Source organism: Aliivibrio sp. SR45-2, from assembly GCF_963890165.1.
Lineage (GTDB): Bacteria > Pseudomonadota > Gammaproteobacteria > Enterobacterales > Vibrionaceae > Aliivibrio > Aliivibrio salmonicida.
In genome coordinates this window covers 244,466-257,636 of the sequence record NZ_CAWPRC010000150.1, presented here as the reverse complement: position 1 = coordinate 257,636, position 13,171 = coordinate 244,466, and the positions used below count along the sequence as shown (strand labels likewise).

15 protein-coding genes are annotated in these 13,171 nt (G+C 38.6%); 10 read left to right on the top strand and 5 right to left on the bottom strand.

Going from position 1 to position 13,171, the window contains the following annotated elements; genetic code table 11:
* The first annotated feature begins 120 nt into the window (after positions 1–120).
* From AACV33_RS10130 to AACV33_RS10115, 4 genes are read left to right on the top strand one after another with little or no spacing between them, the layout of a single operon-like run.
* Complete coding sequence (locus tag AACV33_RS10130; RefSeq protein WP_012551285.1) at positions 121–768, top strand: LuxR C-terminal-related transcriptional regulator; 648 nt, start codon at positions 121–123, stop codon at positions 766–768.
* Positions 765–1,226, top strand: coding sequence for a curli production assembly/transport protein CsgE (locus AACV33_RS10125; RefSeq protein WP_012551284.1), 462 nt, complete (start codon positions 765–767; stop codon positions 1,224–1,226). Before AACV33_RS10130 ends, AACV33_RS10125 begins: the two co-directional genes overlap by 4 nt.
* Before the next feature lie 9 nt (positions 1,227–1,235).
* On the top strand, positions 1,236–1,637 hold the full coding sequence (locus tag AACV33_RS10120) for a curli assembly protein CsgF (protein ID WP_012551283.1): 402 nt from the start codon (positions 1,236–1,238) through the stop codon (positions 1,635–1,637).
* 22 nt (positions 1,638–1,659) lie between these two features.
* Positions 1,660–2,496: a CsgG/HfaB family protein gene (locus AACV33_RS10115; RefSeq protein WP_023604473.1), complete on the top strand. Its 837-nt coding sequence runs from the start codon at positions 1,660–1,662 to the stop codon at positions 2,494–2,496.
* 40 nt (positions 2,497–2,536) lie between these two features.
* Here AACV33_RS10115 and AACV33_RS10110 read toward each other — a convergent pair whose 3' ends face one another.
* A complete protein-coding gene (locus tag AACV33_RS10110; protein ID WP_026025616.1) occupies positions 2,537–3,019 on the bottom strand; it encodes an Rsd/AlgQ family anti-sigma factor in 483 nt (160 codons plus the stop codon).
* 162 nt (positions 3,020–3,181) lie between these two features.
* On the opposite strand from AACV33_RS10110, the gene nudC reads away from it, so the two are divergent.
* The 3 genes from nudC to AACV33_RS10095 all read left to right on the top strand — a co-directional run bounded on the left by nudC (position 3,182) and on the right by AACV33_RS10095 (position 5,867).
* Positions 3,182–3,946: an NAD(+) diphosphatase gene (gene nudC / locus AACV33_RS10105; protein WP_017023480.1), complete on the top strand. Its 765-nt coding sequence runs from the start codon at positions 3,182–3,184 to the stop codon at positions 3,944–3,946.
* Between the two features lie 202 nt (positions 3,947–4,148).
* Positions 4,149–5,216: a uroporphyrinogen decarboxylase gene (hemE, locus tag AACV33_RS10100; protein WP_017023482.1), complete on the top strand. Its 1,068-nt coding sequence runs from the start codon at positions 4,149–4,151 to the stop codon at positions 5,214–5,216.
* A 195-nt stretch (positions 5,217–5,411) separates the two neighbouring features.
* On the top strand, positions 5,412–5,867 hold the full coding sequence (locus tag AACV33_RS10095; RefSeq protein WP_017023483.1) for a tellurite resistance TerB family protein: 456 nt from the start codon (positions 5,412–5,414) through the stop codon (positions 5,865–5,867).
* 40 nt (positions 5,868–5,907) lie between these two features.
* Here the strand turns inward: AACV33_RS10095 and AACV33_RS10090 are convergent, their stop codons facing one another.
* Positions 5,908–6,822 carry a D-2-hydroxyacid dehydrogenase gene (locus AACV33_RS10090; RefSeq protein ID WP_182699278.1) on the bottom strand — a complete coding sequence of 305 codons (915 nt, stop codon included), beginning with the start codon at positions 6,820–6,822 and terminating at the stop codon, positions 5,908–5,910.
* Between the two features lie 71 nt (positions 6,823–6,893).
* Here AACV33_RS10090 and AACV33_RS10085 point away from each other — a divergent pair, with 71 nt between their 5' ends.
* The gene (locus AACV33_RS10085) at positions 6,894–7,487 is read left to right on the top strand and encodes a YjaG family protein (RefSeq protein WP_012551277.1); all 594 of its coding nucleotides are present in this window, start codon (positions 6,894–6,896) and stop codon (positions 7,485–7,487) included.
* A gap of 96 nt (positions 7,488–7,583) precedes the next feature.
* Here AACV33_RS10085 and AACV33_RS10080 read toward each other — a convergent pair whose 3' ends face one another.
* A complete protein-coding gene (locus tag AACV33_RS10080; protein WP_012551276.1) occupies positions 7,584–8,645 on the bottom strand; it encodes a CNNM domain-containing protein in 1,062 nt (353 codons plus the stop codon).
* Between the two features lie 222 nt (positions 8,646–8,867).
* On the opposite strand from AACV33_RS10080, the gene AACV33_RS10075 reads away from it, so the two are divergent.
* Together AACV33_RS10075 and AACV33_RS10070 are read left to right on the top strand one after the other, a co-directional pair.
* Positions 8,868–9,140: an HU family DNA-binding protein gene (locus AACV33_RS10075; RefSeq protein WP_012551275.1), complete on the top strand. Its 273-nt coding sequence runs from the start codon at positions 8,868–8,870 to the stop codon at positions 9,138–9,140.
* A 39-nt stretch (positions 9,141–9,179) separates the two neighbouring features.
* A complete protein-coding gene (locus tag AACV33_RS10070) occupies positions 9,180–9,884 on the top strand; it encodes a DUF1481 domain-containing protein (protein WP_023604477.1) in 705 nt (234 codons plus the stop codon).
* 62 nt (positions 9,885–9,946) lie between these two features.
* On the opposite strand, the gene purD is transcribed toward AACV33_RS10070, so the two are convergent.
* Both purD and purH read right to left on the bottom strand, forming a co-directional pair.
* Positions 9,947–11,239 carry a phosphoribosylamine--glycine ligase gene (gene purD, locus AACV33_RS10065; RefSeq protein ID WP_182699277.1) on the bottom strand — a complete coding sequence of 431 codons (1,293 nt, stop codon included), beginning with the start codon at positions 11,237–11,239 and terminating at the stop codon, positions 9,947–9,949.
* Between the two features lie 196 nt (positions 11,240–11,435).
* On the bottom strand, positions 11,436–13,028 hold the full coding sequence (gene purH / locus AACV33_RS10060; protein ID WP_182699276.1) for a bifunctional phosphoribosylaminoimidazolecarboxamide formyltransferase/IMP cyclohydrolase: 1,593 nt from the start codon (positions 13,026–13,028) through the stop codon (positions 11,436–11,438).
* Positions 13,029–13,171: the final 143 nt, after the last annotated feature.

The window sequence follows — 13,171 nt, the reverse complement described above, 5'->3', positions numbered from 1 at the left end:
ACTATTATTGCATTCTCAATTTTGATACTGGTCTTATATATCTACGGAATACGTAGTTATTTAGTGGATATATAGTCCGTTTGAACTAGTTTTAAATAACAATATTAGTGGAGGTCAGGGATGAACATTTATTATTTATCATCAAGTCCAACCTTGTATTCATCTTTACTCATTGATTTATTAGAAAAATCTTCTGGTAGAAAGATAATGACACTTGATTGTGATGAGTTAGGTATGAAAGGAGAAAAAGAAGATGAAGACATTTTAGTTATTTTGGATTTCAAAAACCAAACAGATAAGAAATATAAACAGTATCTCTCAGTTATAACGAAATATAAATTGAAGGTAAAAGAAATACTCTTTAACGTAACTAATGAAAATATAACAAAAAATATAATGAGATACCCCAGTGTTGTTGGCGTTTTTTATGAAAAAGATAATGTCGACGTAATATCTGAAGGGGTAAAGAAAATAATTGATGGTGAGATGTGGCTTAGCCGGAAAATAACAAATGATCTTATTTCTATTTATCGTTCAAAACAAAATGGAATATTAACATCATCGGTTTCTTTAACGACAAGAGAAAAAGAAATATTAAAGCTTCTTTCTTTAGGGGCATCAAATATAGATATCGCAAATACACTTTTTGTTAGTGAAAATACGGTTAAAACACATTTGCATAATGTATTTAAAAAATTGAATGTAAAGAATCGCTTGCAAGCAATGATATGGACAAAGGGGTATGACTTTGAAGGGATAAGTGAATGAATAAATATATTTTATTTAAAGTACTTATGGCCTTACTTTTTTCTTCTCTATCGAATGCTTCTGAAAGCAAAGCAGCATTAGAAAATTCGACACCATTAGAAAAAGACAAGGTAAATGAGGTTGATGACCTTGTTGAGATTGATGGGTTAATTATTGATCGTACTTTAACTCGATTAGGAAAAGATTTTTATTTTTCTTTTTCCATAAAAATGAACAGTAAATACGATGATTTAGGCGTGAACTTAACTGTAAAAGAGAGACCAACAGCATTATCTGGCAGCATTATCGGGGTTTACCATTTTGATAAGGTGATTTATCGAGGCGCTCTTTCTCCAGGTCAAAGACAAGCAGAAGAGAAAGCAGAGCAAGCAGTAGAAGCGGTTAATCAATATATCGTGAAATGGCAAACAGAAAAATTATTTAAAGATACATATGATCTCGATTTTCCGGAGATCTAAGGATGTAGCATGAACATAAGGATCATACTCTTTATTCTGATCAATATGGTAGCAAGCGTAGGTCAAGCAAGTGAGCTTGTTTATATTCCAGTAAATCCAAATTTTGGGGGAAACCCGCTTAACACAAGCCATTTATTTGCTGGAGCGAATGCCATTAATGATTATAAAGGGCCACAAGATGACTCATTATTTGAGCAAGAATCGGCGTTAGATCGCTTAACCTCAAGTTTAGAATCTCGTTTGATTAGCCAGCTATTGGCGGATGTGGGCAACGGTAATACAGGCCAATTAGTTACTGATGATTTTATACTTAATATTGTTGATGATTCTGGAGCGTTACTGATTCAAATTGTTGATAAAGAAACAGGTGAAACCTCTGAAATACAAGTCAGTGGTCTTACTCCAGATTAATTTCTAAGCTAAGGAATCAGCAATGAAATATTCAATGTTATTTTTATTACTTTTTATTATATCAGGTTGCTCTAAATCAATCGGAGTTCCTGACGCTTCGGAATCTCCGACATTAATGCAGCGTGGTGCCACGTATTTAGATTTGATCTCTTTGCCTAAACCTCAAGGTAAAATTTATGTTTCTGTTTATGATTTCAGAGATCAGACCGGACAGTATAAGCCTCAGCCTAATAGTAACTTCTCAACGGCAGTCCCTCAGGGCGGTACGGCTTTACTCACAATGGCATTGTTGGATTCTGAATGGTTTTATCCGTTAGAGCGTCAAGGGCTTCAAAACCTGTTAACGGAAAGAAAGATCATTAGAGCGGCACAAAAAAAACAAGAGTCAATCAGTAACCATGGTTCAACATTGCCTTCGCTTTTGTCAGCGAATGTCATGATTGAAGGGGGGATTGTCGCTTATGATTCAAATATTAAAACAGGAGGGGCTGGTGCTCGATATCTAGGTATTGGTGGTTCAGGGCAGTATAGAGCGGATCAGGTAACGGTTAATATCAGAGCCGTCGATGTTCGAAGTGGGAAAATCTTAACAAGTGTAACAACAAGCAAAACAATCTTATCTTATGAATTATCAGCAGGAGCATTTCGATTTGTTGATTATAAAGAGTTATTAGAGGTGGAGTTAGGTTACACTAATAATGAGCCCGTAAATATTGCGTTAATGTCAGCAATTGACTCAGCGGTGATTCATCTCATTGTTAAAGGGATTGAAGAGGGCTTATGGCGTCCAGAGAATCCAAATGGCAAAGAAAACCCAATATTCCGCAAGTATTCCTCAGAAACGAATCAAGTTTTATAATGGAAAAAGAGCGTTTAAAATACATAAACGCTCTTTTTTGTTAAGCCCCCGGTGGGTGATTTAAACTAGTCGCAATTTGCTCAATTAGCCCATCTTCCAGTTCAAAACGTTCGCCAATGGTCTCACCTAAGATTGAAAAATCTTTATCAAAGTCAGAGAGCAGTAAGTCTTCATTTTCTTGTGAGTATTTATCGGTAAAATTCAACATTGGATCAGTTGTTTTTGTGATTTTGGCATATAGCTGACTCATCTCTTCTGTTGGAGAAAAACCAGTTGAATCCCACTTCGCCATTACCATGTTATAAATTTTGAAATGTCCTTCAGAAATATAATCAATTAAATGTTGTGTAAACAATTGAATTGATGAGAAAGACGGCAGAGAGGAGTTTGATGAATCAAAAGGAGGTAAGCCTGCTAATTTACAGTATTCAACTAGCAAGTCTTGACGAGTTGATAACCAATGATCAATAACCTCGCTATTCCCACCCCATTCTTCTTGAAATTGATTTAGTTTAGTTAGCATAACGATATCCTTGTAGTTGCAAGTCATAAACCAAAGTTTTATAGCTATACCTAAGTTACATCCAAATACGGTTTCAGCGGAAATGGGTTAGGTATACACTCATTACTATATTGATTAAGATTGCCAGTAAATATTGATGGCTGCAAGAGGGTTGTGAGAAAGATGTTAAACCAACATACAAAAGCGTATTGGTGTGTCGTAAATGATTCCGCAATTTGGTTAGAAGCAGAATCTCTCCCTTATGGTAGCGCCATTGATGTGAATTTGCCTTTTGAAAGCGCCGTGTGCATTGGAGAATACGAGAACAGACCAGTTTTATGGTTGAATGATGAGCATGTAGAGCAGACGTTGATTTATACTAATTTAAGGTCACTTTTATTAGTGAAAGAATCACTTTTTTTTATGATCAGTAAATCAATTCAATATGGCTTTATGGCGAGAGAGTTTCGATTTTGTCCTCAGTGTGGTGGACGTAATCAACTCAATATTAATCAAATCGCGATGCAATGTAATGAATGTCGTAAATTACATTACCCTAGAATATTCCCTTCTATCATTGTCGCTGTTCGTCGTGGTGAGCAGATCTTACTTGCACAACATCAAAGGCATAAAGGGGGATTATTTACCGTTTTAGCTGGTTTTGTGGAAGTCGGTGAGACGCTTGAGATGGCCGTTGAGCGTGAAGTGTTTGAAGAAACGGGCATTAAGATAAAAAATATCCGTTATATAGGGAGTCAGCCTTGGGCGTTCCCTTCAAGTTTAATGATGGGGTATATGGCGGATTATGATTCTGGCGACATTCGTATTGATAAAAATGAGTTAATTAAAGCGGATTGGTATTGTGAGGATGATTTGCCCGAATTGGCACCAAAAGGCACGATAGCGAGAACATTAATTGAGACCACATTAGAGAAAATAAAAGCCTAAAATAGTGAATGAAAAAGGGTAACGTTTTAATTTATAATTCTATTATAAATAGGATATCTCTCTTCATTTATAAGACAATTTTTAATTTGTGGTCATTTGGTTTTAAGAGAACATTAAGTAAATATGATCTCGCTAGCAAAGGTAAGCTTCTGTTCAATGAATTGGATGTTACAATAGCGGGATCTAAGTATGGGGAAAGATCATGACAGAATTAAAAAACGACCGTTACCTACGTGCGTTATTAAAACAACCAGTAGATTACACACCAGTTTGGATGATGCGCCAAGCAGGCCGTTACCTACCAGAATATAAAGCCACGCGTGCAGAAGCGGGCGATTTTATGTCTTTGTGTAAGAATGCAGAACTTGCTTCTGAAGTTACGCTTCAGCCTTTGCGCCGTTTCCCTCTAGATGCTGCGATTTTATTTTCAGATATCCTGACGATTCCAGATGCAATGGGTCTAGGTCTGTACTTTGAAGCCGGCGAAGGTCCTAAATTTGAACGTCCAATTACGTGTAAAGCAGACGTCGATAAAATTGGCATTCCTGATCCTGAAGGTGAATTACAATACGTAATGAATGCCGTACGTCAGATCCGTAAAGATCTTAAAGGTGAAGTTCCATTGATTGGCTTCTCTGGTAGCCCGTGGACGCTGGCGACTTACATGGTTGAAGGCGGAAGCTCTAAAGCTTTTACTAAAATAAAAAAAATGATGTATGCAGAGCCTGCAATATTACATCTATTACTCGATAAATTGGCAGATACTGTTATTGAGTACCTTAATGCTCAAATTAAAGCCGGTGCACAATCGGTCATGGTATTTGATACATGGGGTGGTGTATTAACCCCTCGTGACTATAACGAGTTCTCATTACGTTATATGCATAAAATTGTCGATGCATTAATTCGTGAAAATGAAGGTCGTCGTGTTCCTGTTACTCTATTCACAAAGAATGGTGGAATGTGGTTAGAGCAAATTGCAGCAACAGGTTGTGATGCCATTGGTCTGGATTGGACAATCAATATTGCTGATGCGAAGAAACGTGTTGGTGATAAAGTTGCTCTGCAAGGTAATATGGATCCATCAATCCTTTATGCACAACCTGAGCGTATTCGCCAAGAAGTTAGCACTATTCTTGAAGGGTTTGGTAATGAAGGAACAGGCCACGTATTCAATCTAGGTCATGGTATTCATCTTGATGTACCGCCTGAAAATGCGGGTGTATTTGTTGATGCGGTTCATGAGTTATCAAAACCATATCATAAATAGTAGATAGAATAAGAAAATCAAGGGGCCTATTAGTAGAGCCTCTTTTTTTATGCTTGATGGTAAGCAGAGGTCAAAAGGAACACGTGAAGATAAGTGTTGTCGTATACTTATTGGCATTCAAAGAATCATTGAGTATTCTTAATTAGTACCTGAATACATTCCATAATATATAGAGATTAAAGTAAGAGGCATAACATGTTTAAACAATTACAGACATTATTCCGTAAAATTATGCATGAAGGCGGTGAGGGTGGTGCGATTGATACCGCGGGTATGAATTTAGCAATGGCATCATTATTGTGTGAAGTTTCTAATGCTGATCATCAAGTGAATGCAAAAGAAGAAGCGGCAAAAATACAATTATTAATTAAGCTGCTTGATCTTAATGAAGAAAGTGCTCAAGAGTTACTTGTTCAAGCTAAAATAAAAAGCAAAGCATCCGTTTCTTTGTATGAATTTACGACTAAATTACGCAGTTTACTGCCAGAAGAGCGCTTTCAATTAATCGAAGGCATGTGGGAAATTGCATACGCGGATGGGATTATTGAACCAATGGAAGAGGCCGTAATACGACAAGTATCAGACCTTATTTACATTGAACATTCAGCATTTATCCGAGCAAAACTAGCAGCCAAAAAAGCGAGTGAATAATACTCGCATAACGATATGTGAATAGAATGAAAGCCTGAGATTAATAGCCTTTATCAAAATCAATTTGATTAAGTAATGAAAAACCATCATGCCAACGTAAATAGTTTTCTGAGAATTGCTGAAATACTTGCTCAGGAAAACTAAGTGCAGCGATATGAGGGGTAATCGTAATGTTTGGGTGGTGCCAATATGGGCACTCCTGTGATAAAGGCTCATTATTAAACACATCAAGAAAAGCATGGGATAACGATCCTGAAGTGAGAGCATTCAACAATCCATAGTTATCCAACACTTCTCCACGACCAACGTTAAATAATATGGCCTGATTGCAATTTTCTAATGTATCTATATTAAGTAGGTCTATTGTTTGTTCCGTTTTAGGAAGAGTACTTACAATGACATCGGCCGTTTTAAGCGCATTTTTTATTTCTGAGATATGAAATACTTGATTAAATGGCGAGTCTTTCGGTGGGATACCTGAGCGATTAATGCCAGAAACACTAAAACCGAGTACTTTTGCTGTCTTTGCTAAATAACAACCTATCGATCCCGTACCTAAAATCACCATGCTTTTTTCCGATAAACTAGAATAAGAATGAACTAACCATTCTTTGTTATTTTGTTGTTTAGCATAGTGTTGGAAATGTCGGAAATATTGAATAGAATAACCTAAAACATACTCTGAAATTTGTTGGCCGAAGATCCCTTTTACATTAGTAAGATCGTAGTCTTGTCTTAAATGTGGTTGTATTAACGTATCAATCCCTGCGAAGGTTGATTGGAGCCATTTGACTGATTTAAGTTGATTAAGAAGGTCTTTAATCAGTGGTGGATCGGCAAGAATAATGTCCGCTTTTTTCAGATCATGACAAATTTCAAGATCAGGAAGATCTGATTGCTCAAAAAGAGAGATATATTTCTCTTTTTCTTGTGAAATGATAAGTAATTTATTCATAACCTTCCTTTTGTCATTCGTGGTTATCAAGTACACTTAAAGCGTCATTTTTTTATAGTGTAGAATCGTATATGTTACGCAATCCTATCCAAGTTCGTTTAGAAAAATTTGAACCATGGCAACAAATAACTTTTATGGCTTCTTTATGTGAACGTATGTATCCAAACTACGCGCATTATTGTAAGGCAACAGGCTTTGCTGAGCCTCAAACTTATCGAGTTATTCTAGATAGTATTTGGGAGCTATTGACCGTTAAAAATGCCAAAATTAATTTTGAACGTCAATTAGAAAAACTAGAAGAAATGATCCCAGAGGTAAATGATGATTCAATTTATCTAACTTATCCAGCGATTGATGCATGTGTTGCTCTATCTACTTTTTTACATGGGATCTTAGATCGCGATGTTTTAGAAGATGCAATGTTTAAGGTTAGCCAATTATCAGTAACAACAGTTGCTCAGTTGGTTGAAGCTCAAACAGGTGAAGAAGTCACTGATGAAAATCAAAAAGAAATTGAAGTGATTTGTGAAGAGTGGGACGTTCAATGGGCTATCTTTAGACCACTACGTGAAGCTGAAGAGCGTGATATTGATTTGATTAAAGATTTACGCCAAGAATTAAGAGATGAAAATGTAAGTAATATAGGCTTAGAGCTGCAATATTAATTTTTTCTCATATAAAAAAACCGATGATTATTCATCGGTTTTTTTGTTTTTATCTAAAGGGGCTTGCTAACACCTTTATACTACGCACTAATAATATTAGTGTTCTTCTGCATCTGTATTATCGATCACGCCATGTTTATTTTTCCAATTAATCCAACGTTGTTGAGCTAATTGTTGCATATCTGTCGTTTTGTCTGCTTCATCAATGATCTCTTCACCAACCATATACTCAAAGATATCTTCTAGAGTCAATAAGCCTTGAACTGTACCGTATTCATCAATGACAAGAGCAAGCTGTGCTCTGTGCTTCATTAGATGCTCAAAAGCTTTTGGCAATGTTGAAGTACTAATGACCACTTGAATTGGGCGCATCACAGAGCCTAAAGTTCGTCTGCCTTGACCTTTACGTACTGCAGAGAATAATTCTAATCGATGTGTGAAACCAATGATGTTATCGCTGTCTTCGCTGTAAACTAAAGGGCGAGAAAATGGAGTGTCTGCATAATCTTGTAAGAAATCGTCAATACTCATTTCTGAATTTACACGAAACAGTACCGTTCTCGGAGTCATCACTTGAGTCACTGAAATATCTTTAATATTTAAAATATTAGTTAAGATTTTTGATTCACCTTCCGCAAATTCCCCATTTTCTTTTGCAAGCGTAGCCATTGCTGCAATTTCGTCTCTTAATTTCGGAGGCTGATGTCCACGAGCTAAGCGTTTTGTTAATTGCTCTGAAGCCCATACAACAGGCGTTAGTAATAAAACCATCCAATAAAGCATTTTCCCCGCAAGTGGTGCGAGTTGACGCCAATAGGTTGCCCCGATAGTTTTAGGGACGATTTCAGAGAACAGTAAAATAGCGAATGTTAAGAACGCAGAGAATACGCCTAGCCATTCACTGCCAAATACGATGGAAGCTTGAGCACCAGATGCTGCAGCACCTGCGGTATGGGCAATAGTGTTTAGTGTCAAAATGGAAGCTAAAGGGCGATCTACATTGTTTTTTAGTTGCGTTAATCTTTCTGCAGAAGGATGTTTTTCCTGTCGCATTTGGGCTAGATAGCTAGGACTGATACTGAGCAAAATGGCCTCAAGAACAGAACATATAAAAGATACGCTGATAGAAATAGCGATATAGATGGATAAAATTAACATTAGTAATCTCAAAAAAAGTAAGCAAGCCCTTATAAAATGGGTATTGAATGAGCAAATTACAATGACTCATAATTGAAAATTAGTAACAAATTGTGAGACGTTACTCAGTTTATGCCTAAAGAACGCGCATTCTGCAGCAAGAATAGCGACAAACCTTTGCCAGGTAGGGGCTTTATGCATTAGAGTGAAGGTGATTTTAAAAAAAATAGAAGGGAAACCCTAATGAATAAAACCCAGTTAATTGATGCTATTGCTGAAAAAGCAGACCTATCAAAAGCACAAGCAAAAGCAGCTCTTGAAGCGACTCTAGAAGGCGTAACTGGCGCATTGAAAGATGGCGATCAGGTTCAACTTATTGGCTTTGGTACATTTAAAGTTAATCACCGCGCAGCTCGTACTGGTCGCAACCCTAAGACTGGTGAAGAGATTCAAATTAAAGCGGCTAATGTTCCAGCATTTGTTGCCGGTAAAGCACTGAAAGAATCAGTAAACTAAGATATACTTTGCCGAGTTATTCCTTAACTCGGCATTTTTATGAAGCGCATTCTATCCACCTTACTTCTCTCCGCATTTCTTTTTGGCTGTTCATCTAATCCATTAGACGAACAACGCATAAAACCAACGGTCTTGACTGGTGGTCAAATCCAAGGTGACGCAACGAGTTACTATTGGTATACACGTCGTTTACAACAACCTGTTATTGCTTCTGATTACGTCACAATGGGTGATTATGGTTGGTATAAAACAACATATCGTTGGGAAAAAAGTACACTGGTTGAAGCCGTTCGTGAAGGCGAGATGCTTGATGGTAGTGATGGACTAATTCCTTACATGATGCATGTTCGCTATAACAGCAATGGTGAAGCGGTATATCAGCGTTATCGTAAAGATGGAAAAATATTCCCGTTAATGCCAAATCAATTAACTCAGTTTCAAGATCAGTCCAAATACTTAATTGCGAAAGTGGAAGAGTTAGATAAGAATGATAACTCGTTATTCCAAGGTGAGTGGGATGGTGAAACATTTTACTCGTGTGATGGTAAGCAATACGATCAATTAGAGTTTAATCAAATATTACCTAACTTTGTGGTGGCTCGACTTTCAGGGCTAGACAGTTTTATTTCGTTTTTAGGAACCACTGAAAATAAAGATAAAGCAGTATTAAAAATGTCCGAATTATTACTATTAACAGACGACAGTTCTGCCTGTATAGAACGCCCTGAACTGATTCAAGAGTAATCTGTTCTTAGAAAAAAGGCGCTATCACAGCGCCTTTTTTGTTATTTGTAGAAAAGTAATGTTTACTTGCTTTCTAATTCGCGAGCAATGGCGCGGTAACCGATGTCATTGCGATGGAACATTCCATTCCAACTTACTTGTTTAGTTAGCTCATACGCGCGCTCTTGAGCTTCTGAGACGGTATTACCCAGTGCGGTCGCACAAAGTACACGTCCACCATTTGTTGTCACATCACCAGCGGCGTTGTTGGTTGTTCCTGCGTGGAATATTTTCTGACCTTCAAGTTCTGTTGCAGGAAGAGAAATAACATCACCTTTTGCATAATCGGCAGGGTAACCGCCGGCAGCTAGAACAACACCAATAGCAGCACGAGGATCCCATTTAGATTCTGCTTCATCCAGTTTTTCATCGATAGCCATTAAACACAGTTCTACAAGATCTGATTCCATGCGCATCATAATTGGTTGTGTTTCTGGATCACCAAAGCGGCAGTTATATTCGATTACTTTTGGTGTACCATCAGCATCAATCATCAAACCTGCATATAGGAAGCCAGTGTAAGGTGCGCCTTCTGCATCCATGCCGCGAACGGTAGGGTAGATAACTTCTTCTAGAATACGGTTATGGATTTCAGGTGTGACAACAGGCGCTGGAGAATATGCACCCATGCCACCCGTGTTAGGGCCTGTATCTTTATTACCAACACGTTTATGATCTTGGCTTGTTGCCATAGGTAGAACGCTAGCACCATCAACCATCACGATAAAGCTTGCTTCTTCACCTTCTAAGAACTCTTCGATAACGACACGGCTACCGGCTTCACCAAAAACATTGCCAGAAAGCATGTCTTTGATAGCATCTTCAGCTTCTTTCAGAGTCATCGCAACGATAACGCCTTTACCCGCAGCAAGACCATCGGCTTTAACAACGATAGGTGCGCCTTGCTCACGTACATACGCTAACGCAGGCTCTATCTCTGTGAAATTAGAGTAGTAGCCTGTCGGAATATCATGACGTGCTAAAAAGTCTTTAGTAAACGCTTTAGAACCTTCTAGTTGCGCTGCCGCTTTGGTTGGACCAAAGATCGGTAATCCTGCTTCACGGAATGCATCAACCACACCAATCACTAATGGGCCTTCTGGACCAACGATAGTCAGTTCAATTTCTTTTTCTTTAGCAAACGCAACAAGAGCAGTAATGTCTTCAACATCAATCGCCACGTTTTCTAATTTTGGTTCAAGCGCTGTACCTGCATTACCTGGAGCGATAAATACCGTTTCAACGTTTGGGTTTTGTGCCGCTTTCCAGCCAAGCGCGTGCTCACGACCGCCTGCACCTATAATAAGAATGTCCATTTTTAATCCTTAATAGCATATTGTAATGGGAATAAATTATGCAAATTGGTGAATACAAAGTTAAGTTTGCTAGAAACTAGAAACTAGAAACTAGAAACTATAAGAGTAATGTAAACTCACAAAGTGTGTTCTTTTGCACTTATAGGAGCGCAGCGTTCTAGCCTCTAGAAGCGAAGCGCTCTCGTTACTGTATTCCCTAGTGGCGGAAGTGGCGCATACCCGTAAAGATCATCGCCATACCATGCTCGTCTGCTGCTGCGATAACTTCATCATCACGCATTGAACCACCCGGTTGGATAACACATTTAATGCCAGCTTCTGCCGCTGCATCAATGCCATCACGGAATGGGAAGAACGCATCGGATGCCATTGCACAACCTTCGACCACTAAACCTTCGTCCGCGGCTTTAATACCTGCAATTTTTGCAGAATACACGCGGCTCATTTGGCCAGCGCCGACACCGATAGTCATGTCACCTTTAGAGTAAACAATGGCGTTAGATTTCACGTATTTCGCTACTTTCCAACAGAACAGTGCGTCTTTTAATTCTTCAGCCGTTGGTTGGCGCTTAGAAACCACTTTAAGCTCATCTTCCGATACCATGCCTTGGTCACGGTCTTGAACCAATAGGCCGCCATTAACACGCTTAATATCAAATTCCGTCGTTTTTGTTGACCATTCGCCACACTCAAGTAAGCGAAGGTTTTTCTTAGCCGCTATGATTTCAATTGCTTCAGCAGAAACAGAAGGGGCAATAATCACTTCAACAAATTGACGTTCAGTAATCGCTGTTGCAGTCGCAGCATCTAATTCACGGTTGAAAGCAATGATGCCACCAAATGCAGACGTTGGATCCGTTTGGTAAGCACGGTTATAAGCTTCTAGAACATCTTTACCTAATGCAACACCACAAGGGTTTGCGTGCTTAACGATAACACAGGCAGGTTCATCGAATTCTTTCACACACTCTAGAGCGGCATCTGTATCTGCAATGTTGTTATAAGAAAGCGCTTTACCTTGAATTTGACGAGCCGTTGATACTGACGCTTCTTCAGGATTAGCTTCAACATAAAATGCAGCCGCTTGATGACTGTTCTCACCGTAGCGCATGTCTTGTTTTTTCTCGAACTGTTGGTTGAAGGTACGAGGGAATTTAGATGCGTTATCGCCTTCTTTATTCTCACCATAGCTAGGAACCATAGTGCCGAAGTAATTAGCGATCATGCCATCGTAAGAAGCGGTGTGCTCAAATGCTGCAATCGCTAAATCAAAACGCGTTGCTTGAGTCAGTGATTTGTCGTTAGCGTCCATTTCAGAAATTACGCGATCGTAATCGTGAGCATTAACGACAATAGTAACGTCTTTGTGGTTTTTAGCTGCAGAGCGAACCATTGTTGGACCACCGATATCGATGTTCTCAACAGCATCAGCTAAAGTACAGCCTTCTTTTGCTACGGTTTCAGCGAATGGATAAAGGTTAACAACAACAATATCGATTGGATTGATACCATGTTGCTCCATGATGCCATCATCTTGACCGCGACGACCAAGAACACCACCATGCACTTTAGGATGAAGAGTTTTAACGCGGCCATCCATCATTTCAGGGAAGCCTGTGTAATCAGATACTTCTGTTACAGGGATATTTTTTTCTGCCAGCAGGCGAGCTGTGCCGCCAGTAGATAAAATATCAACACCACGTTCAGTCAGTGCTTGAGCAAATTCTACAATACCAGTTTTATCAGATACGCTAATTAGCGCGCGACGGATCGGACGTGGGTTATTCATTGCTACTTTCTTCCTTTAGAATTAAGTTAGGATTTTTGCCAAAAATGAACTTGTTCTGTTTATCATTCTTAGTAATAAAGAAGGCAAACAGCAATTGGCCAGTTTTGGGAAATACCCTAATAAAGAGTTAAGCACGAAACATC

Coding starts and splice junctions, on each gene's coding strand:
- AACV33_RS10115 (WP_023604473.1), top strand. CDS start 1,660: ATGAAATATTCAATGTTATTTTTATTACTTTTTATTATATCAGGTTGC.
- AACV33_RS10085 (WP_012551277.1), top strand. CDS start 6,894: ATGTTACGCAATCCTATCCAAGTTCGTTTAGAAAAATTTGAACCATGG.
- purH (WP_182699276.1), bottom strand. CDS start 13,028: ATGAATAACCCACGTCCGATCCGTCGCGCGCTAATTAGCGTATCTGAT.
- AACV33_RS10080 (WP_012551276.1), bottom strand. CDS start 8,645: ATGTTAATTTTATCCATCTATATCGCTATTTCTATCAGCGTATCTTTT.
- nudC (WP_017023480.1), top strand. CDS start 3,182: ATGTTAAACCAACATACAAAAGCGTATTGGTGTGTCGTAAATGATTCC.
- AACV33_RS10095 (WP_017023483.1), top strand. CDS start 5,412: ATGTTTAAACAATTACAGACATTATTCCGTAAAATTATGCATGAAGGC.
- AACV33_RS10130 (WP_012551285.1), top strand. CDS start 121: ATGAACATTTATTATTTATCATCAAGTCCAACCTTGTATTCATCTTTA.
- hemE (WP_017023482.1), top strand. CDS start 4,149: ATGACAGAATTAAAAAACGACCGTTACCTACGTGCGTTATTAAAACAA.
- AACV33_RS10120 (WP_012551283.1), top strand. CDS start 1,236: ATGAACATAAGGATCATACTCTTTATTCTGATCAATATGGTAGCAAGC.
- AACV33_RS10110 (WP_026025616.1), bottom strand. CDS start 3,019: ATGCTAACTAAACTAAATCAATTTCAAGAAGAATGGGGTGGGAATAGC.
- AACV33_RS10125 (WP_012551284.1), top strand. CDS start 765: ATGAATAAATATATTTTATTTAAAGTACTTATGGCCTTACTTTTTTCT.
- AACV33_RS10090 (WP_182699278.1), bottom strand. CDS start 6,822: ATGAATAAATTACTTATCATTTCACAAGAAAAAGAGAAATATATCTCT.
- AACV33_RS10075 (WP_012551275.1), top strand. CDS start 8,868: ATGAATAAAACCCAGTTAATTGATGCTATTGCTGAAAAAGCAGACCTA.
- purD (WP_182699277.1), bottom strand. CDS start 11,239: ATGGACATTCTTATTATAGGTGCAGGCGGTCGTGAGCACGCGCTTGGC.
- AACV33_RS10070 (WP_023604477.1), top strand. CDS start 9,180: ATGAAGCGCATTCTATCCACCTTACTTCTCTCCGCATTTCTTTTTGGC.